Raw genomic sequence first — 16,554 nt, forward strand, 5'->3', positions numbered from 1 at the left:
GGCTAGCGTACCGCGCGCAAGGCGGTGGTGAAGCGCGGCAATACGCGGCCGAGCACTTCGGCGATGTAGGTCAGGAACAGTGTGCCGACCGAGCTTTTGTAGTGCGCAGGATCGCGACTGGCGATGGCCAATACGCCATGTAGGCCCTGGTGGCTGAGGGCGACCACGGCGGTGGAGCCGATCTGCTTGCGCTGTTCGGCACCAAACAGGAAATCCAGCTCATGTTCGCGCAAGGTGCCGCTGATGGTCTTGCCTTCGGAGAGCAGGCCGCCGATAGCCGTCTGGGCTTCGCCACCGCTGACCCAGCGACCCACCGGCATCGGGTTGTCGCTGAACAGGATCAGGCTGACAAAGGGCACCTGGAAGTCCTGGCGCAGGCTGTCTTCTACGGCGATTACCGTTTCTTCCAGGCTGTTGGCGTCCATCAAGGTCAGGATCAGGCGACGGGTCTTGTCGAACAGGCGATCATTGTCGCGGGCCACATCCATCAGGTGGGAGAGCCGATGGCGCATTTCGATATTGCGCTCGCGCAGGATCTTCATCTGGCGCTCCACCAGCGACACGGTATCGCCACGCTGATGGGGAATGCGCAAGGCCGGCAGGAGTTCTTCGTGCTCGACGAAGAAGTCCGGATTAGCCTCAAGGTACGCCGCGACGGCAGCGGCCTCCAGACTGTCGCTTGGGGATGCTTGTGCGGGTACTTGAGGCTTATCGGTCATTGGCTTGGCTCACTTATAGACGGACCTGTCCTTCGTATACACGCGAGGCCGGCCCGGTCATCATCACCGGGTGGCCAGGGCCTGCCCATTCGATGGACAAACGTCCGCCGGGCAGGTCGATCAGCAGCGGCGAATCCATCCACCCCTGGCTGATCGCGGCCACGGCTGCGGCGCAAGCGCCGGTGCCGCAGGCCTGGGTTTCGCCGGCGCCGCGTTCCCACACGCGCAATTGCGCGCGCGAACGGTCGATCACCTGCAGGAAGCCCACATTGACCCGTGCCGGAAAGCGCGGGTGATGTTCGATCTTCGGCCCCAGTTCATGCACGGGCGCGTTGTTGATGTCATTGACCCGCAACACGGCATGGGGATTACCCATCGACACGGCGGCGATATCCACCGTCTTGCCGTCGACGTCCAGCGGGTAGCTGGCGGCCTGCTCGGTGGCCTGGAATGGAATATCCGCCGGAACCAGGCGTGGCGTGCCCATGTTGACGCTGATCTGGCCGTCGCTGCGGATGTCCAGTTCGATCACGCCGCTCTTGGTTTCGACGCGGATCTGGCGCTTGGCGGTCAGACGCTTGTCCAGCACAAAGCGCGCAAAGCAGCGCGCACCGTTGCCGCACTGCTCTACTTCGGAACCATCGGAGTTGAAGATCCGGTAACGGAAATCCACCTCCGGGTTGCTCGGTGCCTCGACAATCAGCAACTGGTCGAAACCGATGCCGGTGTGACGGTCGCCCCACTGTTTAGCGTGTTTGGGCAGGATGTGCGCGTGCTGGCTGACCAGGTCGAGGACCATGAAGTCATTGCCCAACCCGTGCATCTTGGTAAAACGCAGCAGCATGGCTTACTCCGGCAGCAGGCTTTCGCCAGCATACAACTCGGCTACCGTCTCGCGGCGACGCACTTCAAACGCTTGATCACCGTCCACCAGCACCTCGGCGGTACGGCCGCGGGTGTTGTAGTTGGAACTCATGACAAACCCATAGGCGCCGGCCGAATGCACGGCGAGCAGGTCGCCTTCTTCCAGGGCCAGCTGACGATCCTTGGCCAGGAAGTCGCCGGTCTCGCAGATCGGGCCGACGATGTCATAGGCGCGGGCTTCGCTTGCGCGAGGCGTCACGGCGGTGACGTTCATCCAGGCCTGGTACAGCGCCGGGCGGATCAGGTCGTTCATCGCCGCGTCGACGATGGCGAAGTCCTTGTGCTCGGTGTGCTTGAGGTATTCGACTTGGGTCAGCAGCACGCCGGCATTGGCAACGATATAGCGGCCTGGCTCGAACATCAGTGTCAGGCCGCGGCCCTCGATGCGCTCAAGGGCTGCTTTGATGTAGTCGGCCACCAGCGGCGGTTCTTCGTCGCGATAACGCACGCCCACACCACCACCCAGGTCGATGTGGTGCAGGTAGATGCCGCATTCGCCGAGACGGTCGACCAGTGCCAGCAGGCGGTCGAGGGCGTCCAGGAACGGTGGCAGCGTGGTCAGTTGCGAGCCGATGTGGCAATCGACGCCCAGCACTTCCAGGTTCGGCAGTTGGGCGGCGCGGATGTACACGTCTTCGGCGTCGGCAATGGCGATGCCGAACTTATTCTCTTTGAGACCTGTGGAAATGTACGGGTGGGTACCGGCATCGACGTCCGGGTTGACACGCAGGGAGATCGGCGCACGAACGCCCATCTCGGCGGCGACCACTTGCAGGCGCTCGAGCTCGTCGGTGGATTCGACGTTGAAGCAATGCACGCCGACTTCCAGCGCACGGCGCATGTCTTCGCGGGTCTTGCCGACGCCGGAAAACACGATCTTGTCAGCCTTGCCGCCAGCTGCCAGCACGCGCTCCAGCTCGCCACGGGAGACGATGTCGAAACCGGCGCCCAGACGCGCCAGGACATTCAGTACACCCAGGTTGGAGTTGGCCTTGACCGCATAGCAAACCAGGCTCGGCGTGCCTTCCAATGCGTCGGCAAAGCTGCGGTATTGGGCTTCGATGTGCGCACGGGAGTACACATAGGTCGGGGTGCCGAAGCGCTCGGCAATCGCGGACAGCGCCACGCCTTCCGCGAACAGCTCGCCGTCCCGGTAGTTAAAAGCGTCCATGAGGTTCCCTTAGTAGGTGTCGTGCTTGTGCGCTTTGGACTGCGACGTTTGCGCCTGATCATTGGGATCTTTGCTGTCATCCGGCAGGTACAGCGGGCCTTTCTGACCACAGGCACTAACGAGGCAAGCGACCGCGACGAGCGCAGCAAGGGAAGAGATCAGGCGCTTCATGGCGAAATCCTTGAATATGCATTAATTGCGCCCGAGTATACCGACCACCCGCCAGCTTGCCTATGCGCCGGAATACCCGTCCGGCGGGGGTTTGCCGAGATAGTTCGGAAGCGGGCTACGCTAGCTGAGGATTTTTCATGCGGCCATTGCGAATGAAATCGGTATCCTTTGCATTCGGCGAAGCTCGCCCGTATGGTGCGGCGCTTGAGCAAAACCAGACACTTTTGAGGTTGCCACAATGAGTTTGACCGAAGCCCGTTTTCACGACTTGGTGGATTCGACCCAGCAGGCGCTGGAAGATATTTTCGATGACAGCGGCCTGGACGTGGACCTCGAAAATTCGGCTGGCGTACTGACCGTCAAGTTCGAGAGCGGCCAGCAGCTGATCTTCAGTCGCCAGGAGCCGCTGCGTCAGCTGTGGCTGGCGGCGCGTTCCGGTGGTGTCCACTTCGACTACGAAGAAGAAAGCGGCAAATGGCAGTGCGACAAGAGTGAAGAGCTGTTGGGCGAGATGCTCGCGCGCCTGGTCCAGGAATATACCGGCGAAGAGCTGGACTTTGATGAGTTGGGGCAGGACGAGATCTGACCGTGACCCAGCCTGCGCCTGCACGCCCGCCGAAGCCGCTGTTCAGCAATGTCAGCCCGGCGGTGCCGTCACCTTGTATCAGTTTGTGTCGCCTGGATGAGCAGAAAGTCTGCCTCGGCTGCTTCCGTCACGTGGAAGACATCCGAGAATGGCGCTCTGCCGATGATCAGCGCCGCCGCGTCATCGTCGCCCAGGCCGAGCAGCGCAAGGCCTCTGTTTGAGCCCGGCTTGTTTATTTGTTGTGCTGTGGTAGTGTCCGGATACACCTCAACTCATCGAGGTCCGTGAGAACCCCGCCTCTTTCTGGCGGGGTTTTGCTTTTTTGTGCAGAAAAAAGGAGTCTGCCTGAATCATGACCACCGCACCGTCCATCATCCTCACCCGTCTTGACGTGCAGCGTCTGGAGCAACTGATCGACCGCTTGGGCGACGAGTCTCCCGGCGTCGCAGCGTTGCAAGCCGAACTCGACCGCGCCGATGACGTGGTTGGCCACGATGAAGTGCCTGCGGGTGTCGTGACCATGAACTCCAGCGTGCATTGCCGTGAGCAAAGCAGCGGCAAGGACTATCACCTGACCTTGGTCTACCCGAAGCACGCGAACGCCGATGAAGGCAAGATTTCGATCCTGGCGCCCGTGGGCAGTGCGTTACTTGGCCTGCAAGTGGGCCAGCACATCGATTGGCCAGCGCCGGGCGGCAAGACCCTCAAGCTGGAGTTGCTCAGCGTTGAAGATCAGCCGAAAGATGGCGGTGCATTTCCCCTTTAAGAAGAGCCGCTTTAAATCTGGCTGAGTGCCTCATTGAGCGACAGCTCCAGCTCGGCCTTGTAACGCAGATACAGGTTGCTCGGGTTTTGCACATCCCCGAGCAGGCCCGAGAGGTCCAGGTCGGTGATGTAGCAGCGGTAGCGCTCGGTTTCCTGGCGCTGCCCGACGATCTCCTGGGCGACCACGGCAAACAGCTGGTCGCCAAACTCCAGCTCGGAAAACTCCCGCTGATTGCAGTACAGCGTAATGCCCACCTTGCCAGGGGCCGCCTTGCCGATAATCGCCTGCACGTCATAAAACGCTTTGTTGGCTGGGATCGAAGGTGCCGGCCGCGGCTCGATGCCGCGTGCGCGGGTGCTGCCGGATGGCAATAGTTGGTAGTACAGAGTTTGCACTGCGCCCAATGGTTGTTGCGTGTCCAGCGGCGAAAGGGCTTCCCGGCGGAAGATGATCGCTTGCAGGAAGCGTTGCAGTGGCGCCAACAGGCTCTGCTCATCATGGAACGGCAAGCGTTGCTGCCATAGCGCGTTGAACTCATCCAACACGTACAACTCGGCATGGCCTTCATTTACCCGGTAGAACACCTGCACGCAGTCGGCCATGCCCATGGGCAGCAGCAGCGCCAGGTCATGGTCTTCCAGGGCCATGGCGTCCAGGTGCAGTGGGCTGTAGCTGGCCAGTTCTTCGCTGAGGTAGGCGATCAGCGCGTCTTGGGTCGGCAGTGACACATGGTTGGCCTGGCCTGGCACCAGTTCCATCACGTGGTAATGCTGCTGTATCTGGAGCAGGTAGCGGTGATTGCCCTGGCCGAGCAGCAGGTTTTGCGCGGTATCGAAGATTTCCTCGACGCGTTGGGCAATGAACTGCGCACGGTTGTGACAGAAGCAGCGCACCCGCAGCCGGGGCAAGTGATCCGGCGGAAGCTGGTTGAGGTAGTCGCGCAAGCAGTCGAGCAGCGCGTTGGGGCCGTCGAAGCGGCTGACCATCACCTCGTTCCAGCTATTGAGCGTGACCTGATCCAGGGTCAACACGAGGTTGTCGCGCGCGCCGGCGTAGCTGAGCGAATCGGTGCGCTCGGTGGTCATCAGGATGTTCAAGTCGCGGTGATGCTTGAGTGGGTCGACGCCGACGTTGATCAGCAACAACACTTCTTCCGGCACCGCCGAACGCAGCAGGCGCTCTTCATCGACGCTGGCCAAGGGCAGGGGGATGGTTTGCTGCAGGCTGCCCAGCAGGTTGAACAGCTCGAACTCCGTCATGTCGCTGGTGCCCGGGTGCAGCGCCAGGCGGGTGCTGCTGTCGATCACGCCGTTGCGATGGCACCAGGTGAGCATCTCCAGCAAGTCGCGGCTGCGCTTGATCGGTGCGAAGTGCTCCCATTCCAAGGCTGTCAGGTTACCGTTATACAGGCCCCAGTGGTGCTGGCCAGGTTCTTTGCGGTTGGGTGATTGCACCAGGGTGAGGGTGTCTTCGGCCAGGTCCGGGGCGATGCCAGGGTTGATGAACTCGACCTTGCCGGCCTTGCGTTCAAAGGCTGCATATAAACGTCGACCCAGCACATTGAGGTCACGTTTGTTGATCAGGCTGACGGTTTGCTCGGTGCGGGCGAATTGGGTCAGGAAGCGATAGCTGTAATTCAGTTCATTAACCAGCGCCCGGCGTTCCGAGGCCACCTGGCGCACCTTCCACTGGCTGCGGCTGTCCAGCAGGGTCAGTTGGCGCTGGTCCCAGCCCCATTCGTGGGCCAGCCGCTCCAGCAGCAGGCGCTGCCAACCGGTGCTGCGTTGGCCGACGCTGAGCTTGCGGTTGACCTTCAGGTACAGCGCGCGTCGTACCAACTCCAGACGTTCCGGTTCGTTGCGTGCCTTGAGGTACTCCTCGATCCGGCGATAGACCACGATGTACGGGTCCAGCTCATCCAGGTCCATCTGGTTGGCGAACACCGCCCGTTTGAAGCGCAGGCTCAGGCACTGCACGTTCGGGTGCTCGCTGGCGTAGACCTCGGTCAGCAGCAGCTTGAGCACCGACTTGTAGGGTGACTCAATGCCCTTGAACAGTTGCCACAGGCCGGCGCCAATGAACTCTCCCGGAGGAATGCGCGCCAGGTGGCCGAGGTCGAGGGTTTCATCGGCGCGGATGAAACGCTTGGAAATCAGCGCGTGGGTGAACTCGGCATAGCGGGTTTCTTCGTACACCGGCACCAGCCACCAGATCGGCGTACGCCCGGCCAGCCAGATGGCGGTTCGGTAGAACTCATCCAGCAGCAGGTAATGCTGGGTGGTACCACAGTCGTCGGAGCTGAGCTGCGTTTCACGCTCACCCAGGACAAAGCGTGTCGGCTCGATCAGGAAGAAATGCGCCTCGGCGCCCATGGTCAGGGCCCAGGCTTCCAGCAGTTGGCACTTTTTGCGCAGCTCGGCCAATTCGGTTTCGTTAAGGTCGGGTGCATGGCACACCCACACGTCCATATCGCTTTGGTCTGCCTGGGCCAGGGTACCGAGGCTGCCCATCAGGAACAGGCCGTGGATCGGTCGCGGCGGGTTGCCATGGCGCGGTTTGTAGGAGAACGAGCGGGTCAGGCGTTGGGCTTCGGTCAGGGCCTGGGCGTCGGGCTCGTAATTCGACAGCCCTGCCGGCGTACTGCCGGACACGTAGCCCGGCAACAGCGGGTGATTGACGTGGAAAAACAGCGGCAACATCGCCAGGACGCTCTGCTGGCGTGGCGTCAACCCTTCGACGGCCCGGGCCATGCGGCCTTCGTTGAGGGCCATGAAACGCGCACGCAACTGGGCCAGCACCTTGCGGTCGATGCCTTCGTCCAGGTCGGGGCGGATTTCATGGGTGCGGGTCATTTCGAAGTCGTTGGCTCGCAGAGCCCGACGTGGGCGGCCGTGTAAGAGTTTACAGCCAGAAGCGTAGGAGGTTTAGAGGGAAAAGGTTTTTGGCGTCAGAATTTTGAGCCTTCCACAGCAACGCCCTCGGAATCCGCAAGGGGCGGACTCCATGGGCGGTATCAGATGTCAGGCGGCTTCTTTGGTGTTGGCGGTGGTCAGAATGGTCAGCAGGGTTTGAGCCTGTTCTGCGGCGTCGCGACCAAGGCTGGTCAGGTAGCCTCCGTCCGGCTGGTCGATGAGGCCTTTCGCGTGGAGGCGCTTGGCTGCGGCGATGGCCGTGGGAGCAGCGGTCTGGTGGACTTTCAGACCTTCTTTGGTGCTGTCCAGGGGGAAGAGTACAAGGATTTCCAGTTCGGCAACCAGCTCAGGGGTATACGACATAAGGACTCCAGACTTTCTAAAATTTATTAGAGGCTAGCAGGGCATAAGGTGAACGCACTTTGCCGGGCTGTCCAGTCACAAACTCCTGGGTCTTGATATGGCGCAGGTTTGTGGCGGGGAAGCAGGCTTCCCGGCCACGCAGAGCCCCGGATTCAGGCGTTTTCCGGTGGTAGCTCAGGCAGTGCGCGCAGCGCGGTTTCATACCATTGGGTATCGAATGCGCGGTCTTCTTCGAGCATCTTGTCGATTTCCACGGCCAGAACATGGGCCATGAGATTCAGAATGTCTTCACGCTCGTAACCCACCAGTGTCAGCTTGTTGAAGGTGGCCTTGGCGGCAGGCGGGTTGTCGCTTTCGATCTGGTTTTCGATCGCCTGGATCAGCGTACTTTCAGTGAACTCTTCTTCGTCGTTGTCGATATCAGTCGGCTCGCTCATGGCAGGCTCCTCAAGGAAAGGGCGCCAGTCTACGCCCATTCAGGCAGGTGATGCTGCTGGTCAGAGCGGCTCCATGGATCTATAACTCTTGCAGCCAACCCCACACCCGGCCTGGAGGCATGCCCAATGCTCAAGCTTTATGGATTTTCGGTCAGCAACTACTACAACATGGTCAAACTGGCGTTGATGGAGAAAGGGCTGCCTTTCGAGGAAGTGTGGTTTTCTGCTGGCCAGACGCCAGAAATCCTGGCGATCAGCCCTCGTGGCAAGGTGCCGGTACTGGCCGTGCCCAACGGTTTTATCAATGAAACCAGCGCCATTCTTGAATACCTCGAGCAGACCCAGAACGGCCCTGCGCTATTGCCGGGTGACCCTTTTGAGCGCGCCCAGGTGCGTGCGATGTGCCGCGAGATCGAGCTGTACCTGGAGCTTCCGGCACGTGCCTGTTTCGGTGAGGCGTTCTTTGGTATGCCGGTACCGGAAGCCATCAAGGAGAAGTCCAAGGCAGAATTGTTGCTGGGCATCGGGGCATTGAGTCGCTATGGCAAATTTGCGCCCTATGTGGCGGGCGCCACATTCAGCCTCGCGGATGTGTATTTCATGTACAGCTTGAACATTGCCTGCGCCGTGGGCGAGAAGCTGTTTGGTCTGGATTTGCTGAAAGAGTTACCACAAGCCAAGGCGTTGTTGGCGCAGCTGCACGCTATGCCAAACGCGCAGAAGGTGGCGGCGGACCGGGAGGCGGCGATGCCGGCATTTTTGGCGATGATCGCGGCCAAGAAATAGAGCGATGGCGCCTGGGATGACGCCATCGCGGGCAAGCCCGCTCCCACACCAAGCTTGGAATGCAATCAAATGTGGGAGCTGGCTTGCCTGCGATGCCTTTAGCTTTTAGCGGCTGGCGAGCAGTGCCTGGCCGCGCACGACGGCTGCCTTCACCTGCGCCGGCGCAGTGCCGCCCACATGGTTACGGGCATTGACCGAACCTTCCAGGGTCAGTACGGCAAACACGTCCTGCTCGATCTGGTCGCTGAACTGACGCAGTTCTTCCAGGCTCATCTCGGCCAGGTCCTTGCCGGTGTCCACGCCGTATTTCACGGCATGACCAACGATTTCGTGGCAGTCACGGAACGGCAGGCCACGGCGCACCAGGTAGTCCGCGAGGTCGGTCGCGGTGGAGAACCCACGCAGGGCCGCTTCACGCATGATCGCGTGCTTGGGCTTGATTGCCGGGATCATGTCGGCAAAGGCGCGCAGAGAGTCGCGCAGGGTGTCGGCGGCGTCGAACAGCGGCTCTTTGTCTTCCTGGTTGTCCTTGTTGTAGGCCAGCGGTTGGCCTTTCATCAGGGTCAGCAGGCCCATCAATGCACCGAATACGCGGCCGCTCTTGCCACGCACCAGCTCGGGCACGTCGGGGTTTTTCTTTTGCGGCATGATCGAGCTGCCAGTGCAGAAACGGTCCGGCAGGTCGATGAACTGGAATTGCGCGCTGGTCCACAGCACCAGCTCTTCGGAGAACCGCGACAGGTGCATCATCGCGATGCTGGCCGCGGCGCAGAATTCGATGGCGAAGTCGCGGTCCGACACACCGTCCAGGGAGTTGCCGCCCACGGCGTCAAAACCCAGCAGTTGTGCGGTGTATTCGCGGTCGATCGGGTAGGTGGTGCCAGCCAGCGCGGCACTGCCCAGCGGCATGCGGTTGGCGCGTTTGCGGCAGTCCACCAGGCGCTCGTAGTCACGGCTGAGCATTTCGAACCAGGCCAGCAGGTGGTGGCCGAAGGTCACGGGCTGCGCGGTCTGCAGGTGGGTGAAGCCCGGCATGATGGTGTCCGATTCACGCTCGGCCTGCTCCAGCAGGCCTTTTTGCAGGCGGGTGATTTCGGACAGGATCAGGTCGATTTCGTCACGCAGCCACAGGCGGATATCGGTGGCTACCTGGTCGTTACGGCTGCGACCAGTGTGCAGTTTCTTGCCGGTCACACCGATGCGGTCGGTGAGGCGGGCCTCGATATTCATGTGCACATCTTCCAGGTCGACGCGCCAGTCGAACGTGCCAGCCTCGATCTCGCCACGGATGGTGGTCAGGCCGTCGATGATGCTGTCGCGCTCGGCGTCGGTCAGCACGCCGACCTTGGCCAGCATCGTGGCGTGGGCGATCGAGCCCATGATGTCGTGGCGGTACAGGCGCTGGTCGAAGGTGACGGAGGCGGTGAAGCGGGCGACGAAGGCGTCGACGGGTTCACTGAAGCGGCCGCCCCAGGACTGGTTGGTCTTGTCGGTGCTCATGGATTCGCTCGTGATCTGCTTAAAAGAGGCGTGGAGGTGTGCCGCCGATAATAACAGGGTTGCCCGGGAAGGCGGTGCTGCGGGTGATCGGCATTTTTATTTGTGCAAAGGATGGCTAAGTGCCTTGCCGCCGGACGCGTCCGGGAAGAGACTGGTGCCAGGTGTTTATTGAAACGATATTTGACGATTGAGCAATGTCGTCTCAGTGAACGTCTACAGTTGCACTGATAGAGCGTGAATGCACCAAAGTCGGGTGATGCGGTCGAAGCCCAGACTATCCATTAAAAAGGGGGGTATTCGGATTGTGTATCAGTAAACCCTACGACGATGCCCTAAGGCAGCAGGTCTTGGGCGCAATTGAACAGGTCCGGGTAAATATGGGTGCCACTCTCAGGGCACTTTTTGCCGCTCGCGCTAGTCTTAGCGTGGATCGCTGTGACGCAAGTCACCGCACCTGTCTACGCTACCCTTGTGCGAGACTCACGCAGGAATCCAGCGCAATATGAATGTCCTGATCGTTGATGACGAACCCCAAGCCCGCGAGCGACTGAGCCGTTTGGTCAGTGAACTTGAGGGTTATACAGTCCTTGAACCGAGCGCCACCAACGGCGAAGAGGCGTTGACGCTGATCGACAGCCTCAAGCCGGATGTGGTGTTGCTCGATATCCGCCTGCCGGGCCTGGATGGCCTGCAAGTCGCTGCTCGCTTGAGCGAACGAGAGTCGCCACCTGCCGTGGTGTTGTGTGCCAGCCAGGAAGAGTTCTCCGCGCAGACGCTGGAGGCCAGCGGTGTCAGTTTCGTGACCAAGCCGGTAACCGCGGACCTTCTGCTCAAAGCCTTGAAAAAGGCCGAGCGTCCAAACCGCGTCCAGCTTGCCGCGCTGACCCAACCCGCAGCCCAAAGTGGTAACGGGCCTCGCAGCCATATCAGCGCGCGGACCCGCAAGGGCATTGAGCTGATCCCCTTGGGGCAGGTGGTCTACTTCATTGCTGATCACAAGTACGTGACCCTGCGCCACGAGACGGGCGAAGTGTTGCTCGATGAACCCCTCAAGGCCCTTGAGGATGAGTTTGGCGACCGCTTCGTGCGTATCCACCGTAACGCGTTGGTGGCCCGTGAGCGGATAGAACGCCTGCAACGCACACCTCTTGGGCACTTTCAGCTGTTTCTGAAGGGGCTCAATGGTGATGCCTTGATCGTCAGCCGACGCCATGTCGCCGGCGTTCGCAAGATGATGCAGCAGCTTTAGCCCAAGGGCTGCAGCGAGGTCTGCAATCCTGATCCCGGTGCGACGCGGCCAGGGAGGCCCCGCACTTGCTGATACAAATCAAAGCGTGATTGCCTGAGCTGTTATTATCTGCCGTATCTATTCAGTACGGATTGATCCATGTCCTCTCGCGAAATCCGCATCGCCACCCGTAAAAGCGCCTTGGCCTTGTGGCAGGCCGAATACGTCAAAGCACGCCTTGAGCAGGCCCATCCAGGTCTCAAGGTAACCCTGGTGCCCATGGTCAGTCGCGGCGACAAACTGCTCGACTCACCGCTGTCGAAGATCGGCGGCAAGGGCTTGTTCGTCAAGGAACTGGAAACCGCGCTACTGGAAAACGAAGCCGACATCGCCGTGCACTCGATGAAAGACGTGCCCATGGACTTCCCCGAAGGCCTGGGCCTGTATTGCATCTGCGAGCGCGAAGACCCACGCGACGCCTTTGTTTCCAATACCTATACGTCTCTGGACGAACTGCCTTTGGGCAGTATCGTCGGCACCTCCAGCCTGCGTCGTCAGGCGCAGTTGCTGACCCGTCGCCCGGACCTGCAGATCCGCTTTTTGCGTGGCAACGTCAATACCCGCCTGGCCAAGCTGGACGCCGGTGAATATGACGCGATCATCCTCGCAGCGGCGGGTTTGATCCGCCTGGGCTTTGAAGACCGCATCACTTCGGCGATCAGCGTCGAAGACAGCTTGCCCGCAGGCGGGCAGGGGGCCGTGGGTATCGAATGTCGAACTGCCGACAGTGAAATTCATGCCTTGCTCAAGCCCCTCGATCACCCCGATACCGAAGTCCGTGTCACGGCCGAGCGTGCGCTGAACAAGCACCTCAACGGTGGTTGCCAGGTGCCGATTGCCTGTTACGCGGTGCTTGAGGGTGAAAACCTTTGGCTGCGTGGCTTGGTGGGTGATCCTGACGGCGGCACCTTGCTCACTGCACAAGTGCGTGGGCCGCAGTGTGACGCCACCGCCTTGGGCATCCAGGTGGCTGAGGAACTGTTGGCCAAGGGCGCTGGCGCCATTCTGCAAAAAGTCTACGGCGAGGCGGGTCCGCAGTGACCCAGTGGCGTGTGCTGCTGACGCGGCCTGCCGAGGAATCGATGGCGCTGGCGGCGTCATTGTCCGAGGCCGGCATTTTCAGTGGCAGCCTGCCCTTGCTGGATATCGAAGCCTTGCCGGTTACGGCTGAGCAACAGACGGTTTTTGCTGAGCTGGGTCGCTATTGCGCGGTGATCGTGGTGAGTAAGCCTGCTGCACGCCTTGCTTTACAGCAACTGGATCGGGCTTGGCCGCAGCTGCCCTGGTTCAGTGTTGGCGCAGCCACCGCACAGGTACTGGCCGATCACGGCCTCAACGTTCACTATCCGCAAACCGGCGATGACAGCGAGGCCTTGCTTGCATTGCCTGCCTTGCGCGAGGCTATCGCAGGCCCGGGTGCCCGTGTGCTGATCCTGCGCGGCGAGGGCGGCCGAGAGCTGCTGGCTGAGCGTTTGCGTGAACAAGGTGCTAGTGTCGACTATCTGGAGTTGTATCGTCGTTTTCTTCCGGCGTACGGCACCGGGGTGCTGATGCAACGCATCCAGTTGGAACGCTTGAACGGCGTAGTGGTCAGCAGTGGGCAGGGTTTTCTGCACCTGCAAGCCCTGGCCGGGCCGGATTGGCCGCAGGTGGCACAGCTGCCATTGTTCGTACCCAGCCCGCGAGTCTATGAGATGGCGCGGGCCGCAGGTGCAGAAAAAGTTGTGGATTGTCGCGGCGCGAGTGCCGCGGCTTTGTTAGTGGCGTTACGGAGCCATCCCGTTCCCACTCTCTGATACGCAAAGGACGGATACGTGAGCGAAACAGCCTTGCCTAAAGATGAAGCTCAGCCCGCGCTCGATGCGCCGGTTGCACCGGTCACCGCACCACGCCGTGGCAATGGCCTGGCAATCATCGCTCTGCTGCTGGGTGCTGCGGGTGTTGCTGCCGGCGGCTGGGGGATCTTGCAGGTCCGCGCCTTGCAAGCCAGCAACCAGCAACAGCTGGGCCAGGTGCAGACCCTTGACGATCAGTCTCAATCCCTCAAGCAGAGCCAGCAACAGCTGTCGGCACGCCTGGCACAGTTGCCGGGAGCGGACGAGCTGGAGGAGCGACGCCGCCTGGTAGCCCAATTGCAGGGCGATCAGCAACGCTTGAGCCAGCGTCTGGAAACCGTGCTGGGCGCCAGCCGCAAGGATTGGCGCCTGGCCGAAGCCGAGCACTTGATCCGCTTGGCCAGCTTGCGTTTGTCCGCCTTGCAGGACATCAACAGCGCGCAATCGCTGGTCCAGGGCGCCGATGAAATTCTTCGTGAACAGAGCGATCCCGGTGCCTTCGCCGCCCGCGAGCAATTGGCCAAGAGCCTTGCCGCGCTGCGCAGTACCGAGCAACCAGATCGCACCGGGCTCTATCTGCAATTGGCTGCGCTGCGTGACCAGGTCGTACAACTGGCGGCTATCGCACCGGAATACCAGCTCACTGAGCCGGCCTCCCAAGGGCGTCCGACCACCGATACGGAAAACCGCTTGAGCCAATGGTGGGAACAGATTTCCCGCTACTTCCGTATCGACTTCAACCCCGACGACAACATTCGCCCACTACTGGCTGGCCAGGGCTTGAACCAGGTGCGCCTGGCGCTGAGCCTGGCCCTTGAGCAAGCGCAATGGGCGGCGCTCAACGGTGAGGTGGCGGTGTACAGTCGCTCCCTCGGGGAAGCACGTAGCGTGCTGCAGGACAATTTCAACCAGGACAACCCACAAAGCAAGGCGATGCTGGCGCGTATCGCCGAGCTGGAGCCCAAGACTGTGTCGGTGGTGACTCCGGACTTGGCTGCAAGCCTCGCAGCGGTGCAGGCGTACCTTGAGCGTCGCCATCTGTCTGCCGATGAAGCCAAGGCGTCGGCGGGCACGCCGGCGACCCAGGAGTAGAGCCGATGAAGCGTTTCTATGTGATCCTGGTGCTGGCGATTGCGATTGCCCTGGCATTGGCCGTGGGCATTTCGAAACACACCGGCTATGTGCTGATCACCTATCCCCATCTGCTGCATTACGAATCGAGCCTGTGGGCCACGTTGGTGGCGGTGTTTGCCATTGGCCTGGCGATCTACCTGGTCCGCGTTTTGTTGAGCTTGCTCACTACCTCCGGTGGTGTGGTCAACCCGTGGTCGCGGCGCAATCGCAGCCGCCGTGTGCAGATCGCGATCGAACAAGGCCAGATGGACCTTGCCGAGGGCCGCTGGGCCAGCGCCGAACGCCATCTGCGTCGCGCCGCCGAGGCGGAGCGCCAGCCATTGCTGTACTACCTCGGCGCGGCGCGTGCGGCCAATGAGCAGGGACGTTACGAGGAATCCGACGGTTTGTTGGAGCGCGCCTTGGAGCGCCAGCCCCAGGCGGAACTGGCTGTTGCCTTGAGCCATGCGCAATTGCAGATGGATCGTGGCGATACGGAAGGCGCACTGGTTACCTTGCAAGCCATGCACGAGCGTCACCCCCATAACGCCCAGGTATTGCGCCAGTTGCAGCGCCTGCATCAGCAGCGAGGTGACTGGTCGTCGGTGATTCGCTTGTTGCCCGAGTTGCGTAAGGACAAAGTGCTGCCCGCCAGCGAATTGGCTGAATTGGAGCGCCGTGCCTGGGGTGAAAACCTGAGCGTGGCAGCCCAGCGTGAGGCACAGGGCGAAGCCGGTTTGCAGTCACTTGAGCGAGCGTGGGAGCAACTGACTTCGGCCCAGCGCCAGGAACCGCAACTGGTATTGGCCTACGCCGACCAACTGCGTCGACTGGGCGCCGATGCCAAGGCCGAAGAGGTGCTGCGCGGTGCGATCAAGCGCGGTTACGACAGCCACCTTATCCGGCTGTATGGGTTACTGCGCGGCAGTGATCCGGCTCGCCAACTGAAGTTTGCCGAAAGCTCGCTAAAGGATCATTCCGGCGATGCCAGCCTGCTTCTGACGCTGGGGCGCCTATGCCTGCAAAACAGTTTGTGGGGTAAAGCGCGGGACTATCTGGAAAGCAGCCTGCAGGTGCAACGTAATCCAGAGGCCTGTGCCGAACTGGCCCGGCTACTGGCCCAATTGGGTGATACCGAGCGCAGCAACCAACTGTTCCAGGAGGGCCTGGGGTTACTCGATAACCGCCTGTTGGCCTCTCCATTGCCAGTGCCTATGCGGGTTTGAAGTAGGAAAAGGTGAGGGGTTGGTGCGGGCTATCTGAAAGCCAACCCTGAAACGCTGAGCAAACCCACGCTGCAAATGGCTCGTTTTGCGATTCCTACGTGTAATTGCGGTATTTCTTCCAGGTTCTTGCGGGAAGTCCCTACGGTTTCGCGGAATCGTCTGCTCTAGCGTGTATTGAAAGGGGTCGGGCCTTTCCTCTACCGTAGCGGCCTGTCTCTCGCAGTACGGATGAACAATGTCTTTGGCCCCCTTACGCTCTATGTTTTTCCTGGCGTTCATGGCTGGTGCGCTGACGTTGGGCGCGTCTTTCTACCTGGAATACGGCGCGTTGTTACAGCCTTGCTTCCTATGTCAGGTACAGCGGTTGTTTCTCGCCACTTATGTGTTGATCAACCTGATCGCTGCCCTTCATAACCCTGGGCGCTCCGGCCTTTACCGGTACGGGCTGGCGAGCATGGGGTGTGCGTGCTTCGGTGCCATTACCGCAGTACGCCAGGTCTTGTTGCAGAACACATCATCAGACCAGGTTCAGAATTGCTGGCCGAGCCTTCAGTACATGATTGAAAACCTTTCCTTTTGGCAGGCGCTACGATCGATGTTCAACGGCACCGTCGACTGCGTTGAAGTCAAATGGACACTGTTCGACTTGAGCCTTCCTGAATGGAGCCTGTTGTTCTTTTTGGCGATGCTGATGTTGGGGTGCATGCAGTTTTCACGGCTGATGCTGGGTCAACGTTTGCGCATTGCGCGGCCATGA

The 16,554-nt window shown here is 60.8% G+C and carries 18 protein-coding genes; 10 read left to right on the forward strand and 8 right to left on the reverse strand.

The window, feature by feature from the left end; translation table 11 throughout:
* Positions 1–2: 2 nt before the first annotated feature.
* The 4 genes from AC07V4_RS01600 to lptM are packed head-to-tail and all read right to left on the reverse strand — an operon-like array spanning position 3 to position 2,985.
* Positions 3–719 (reverse strand): DUF484 family protein, encoded by a 717-nt coding sequence (locus AC07V4_RS01600; RefSeq protein ID WP_431753470.1) that lies wholly within the window; start codon positions 717–719, stop codon positions 3–5.
* 13 nt (positions 720–732) lie between these two features.
* Positions 733–1,563 (reverse strand): diaminopimelate epimerase, encoded by an 831-nt coding sequence (dapF, locus tag AC07V4_RS01605; RefSeq protein WP_492635079.1) that lies wholly within the window; start codon positions 1,561–1,563, stop codon positions 733–735.
* 3 nt (positions 1,564–1,566) lie between these two features.
* A complete protein-coding gene (gene lysA, locus AC07V4_RS01610; RefSeq protein WP_492635078.1) occupies positions 1,567–2,814 on the reverse strand; it encodes a diaminopimelate decarboxylase in 1,248 nt (415 codons plus the stop codon).
* Between the two features lie 9 nt (positions 2,815–2,823).
* Positions 2,824–2,985 carry an LPS translocon maturation chaperone LptM gene (lptM, locus tag AC07V4_RS01615; RefSeq protein ID WP_074851643.1) on the reverse strand — a complete coding sequence of 54 codons (162 nt, stop codon included), beginning with the start codon at positions 2,983–2,985 and terminating at the stop codon, positions 2,824–2,826.
* Positions 2,986–3,223: 238 nt separating this feature from the next.
* On the opposite strand from lptM, the gene cyaY reads away from it, so the two are divergent.
* The 3 genes from cyaY (at position 3,224) to rnk (ending at position 4,337) form a co-directional block, all read left to right on the forward strand.
* Positions 3,224–3,571 carry an iron donor protein CyaY gene (cyaY, locus tag AC07V4_RS01620; protein WP_431750844.1) on the forward strand — a complete coding sequence of 116 codons (348 nt, stop codon included), beginning with the start codon at positions 3,224–3,226 and terminating at the stop codon, positions 3,569–3,571.
* A gap of 2 nt (positions 3,572–3,573) precedes the next feature.
* Positions 3,574–3,792 (forward strand): DUF1289 domain-containing protein, encoded by a 219-nt coding sequence (locus AC07V4_RS01625; RefSeq protein ID WP_431750845.1) that lies wholly within the window; start codon positions 3,574–3,576, stop codon positions 3,790–3,792.
* 131 nt (positions 3,793–3,923) lie between these two features.
* A complete protein-coding gene (rnk, locus tag AC07V4_RS01630; protein ID WP_492635077.1) occupies positions 3,924–4,337 on the forward strand; it encodes a nucleoside diphosphate kinase regulator in 414 nt (137 codons plus the stop codon).
* Positions 4,338–4,348: 11 nt separating this feature from the next.
* Here the strand turns inward: rnk and AC07V4_RS01635 are convergent, their stop codons facing one another.
* The 3 genes from AC07V4_RS01635 to AC07V4_RS01645 form a co-directional block, all read right to left on the reverse strand.
* Complete coding sequence (locus AC07V4_RS01635) at positions 4,349–7,189, reverse strand: class I adenylate cyclase (protein ID WP_492635076.1); 2,841 nt, start codon at positions 7,187–7,189, stop codon at positions 4,349–4,351.
* 168 nt (positions 7,190–7,357) lie between these two features.
* Positions 7,358–7,612: a TIGR02647 family protein gene (locus tag AC07V4_RS01640; protein ID WP_014720451.1), complete on the reverse strand. Its 255-nt coding sequence runs from the start codon at positions 7,610–7,612 to the stop codon at positions 7,358–7,360.
* Between the two features lie 152 nt (positions 7,613–7,764).
* Positions 7,765–8,049: a hypothetical protein gene (locus AC07V4_RS01645; protein ID WP_431753486.1), complete on the reverse strand. Its 285-nt coding sequence runs from the start codon at positions 8,047–8,049 to the stop codon at positions 7,765–7,767.
* A gap of 126 nt (positions 8,050–8,175) precedes the next feature.
* Here AC07V4_RS01645 and AC07V4_RS01650 point away from each other — a divergent pair, with 126 nt between their 5' ends.
* Positions 8,176–8,835, forward strand: coding sequence for a glutathione S-transferase family protein (locus AC07V4_RS01650; protein ID WP_492635075.1), 660 nt, complete (start codon positions 8,176–8,178; stop codon positions 8,833–8,835).
* A gap of 105 nt (positions 8,836–8,940) precedes the next feature.
* On the opposite strand, the gene argH is transcribed toward AC07V4_RS01650, so the two are convergent.
* Complete coding sequence (argH, locus tag AC07V4_RS01655; RefSeq protein WP_071488042.1) at positions 8,941–10,335, reverse strand: argininosuccinate lyase; 1,395 nt, start codon at positions 10,333–10,335, stop codon at positions 8,941–8,943.
* Between the two features lie 502 nt (positions 10,336–10,837).
* On the opposite strand from argH, the gene AC07V4_RS01660 reads away from it, so the two are divergent.
* The 6 genes from AC07V4_RS01660 (at position 10,838) to AC07V4_RS01685 (ending at position 16,554) form a co-directional block, all read left to right on the forward strand.
* The gene (locus tag AC07V4_RS01660; RefSeq protein ID WP_492635074.1) at positions 10,838–11,584 is read left to right on the forward strand and encodes a LytR/AlgR family response regulator transcription factor; all 747 of its coding nucleotides are present in this window, start codon (positions 10,838–10,840) and stop codon (positions 11,582–11,584) included.
* A 138-nt stretch (positions 11,585–11,722) separates the two neighbouring features.
* On the forward strand, positions 11,723–12,664 hold the full coding sequence (gene hemC, locus AC07V4_RS01665) for a hydroxymethylbilane synthase (protein ID WP_431750760.1): 942 nt from the start codon (positions 11,723–11,725) through the stop codon (positions 12,662–12,664).
* Positions 12,661–13,419 carry a uroporphyrinogen-III synthase gene (locus AC07V4_RS01670; RefSeq protein WP_492635073.1) on the forward strand — a complete coding sequence of 253 codons (759 nt, stop codon included), beginning with the start codon at positions 12,661–12,663 and terminating at the stop codon, positions 13,417–13,419. The genes hemC and AC07V4_RS01670 overlap by 4 nt, the downstream gene beginning before the upstream one ends.
* Positions 13,420–13,437: 18 nt before the next feature.
* Positions 13,438–14,550, forward strand: coding sequence for a uroporphyrinogen-III C-methyltransferase (locus AC07V4_RS01675; protein ID WP_492635072.1), 1,113 nt, complete (start codon positions 13,438–13,440; stop codon positions 14,548–14,550).
* A gap of 5 nt (positions 14,551–14,555) precedes the next feature.
* On the forward strand, positions 14,556–15,797 hold the full coding sequence (locus AC07V4_RS01680; protein ID WP_492635071.1) for a heme biosynthesis protein HemY: 1,242 nt from the start codon (positions 14,556–14,558) through the stop codon (positions 15,795–15,797).
* A gap of 235 nt (positions 15,798–16,032) precedes the next feature.
* Positions 16,033–16,554 carry a disulfide bond formation protein B gene (locus AC07V4_RS01685; RefSeq protein WP_492635070.1) on the forward strand — a complete coding sequence of 174 codons (522 nt, stop codon included), beginning with the start codon at positions 16,033–16,035 and terminating at the stop codon, positions 16,552–16,554.

It is taken from the genome of Pseudomonas sp. GW821-FHT03A09 (assembly GCF_059421065.1).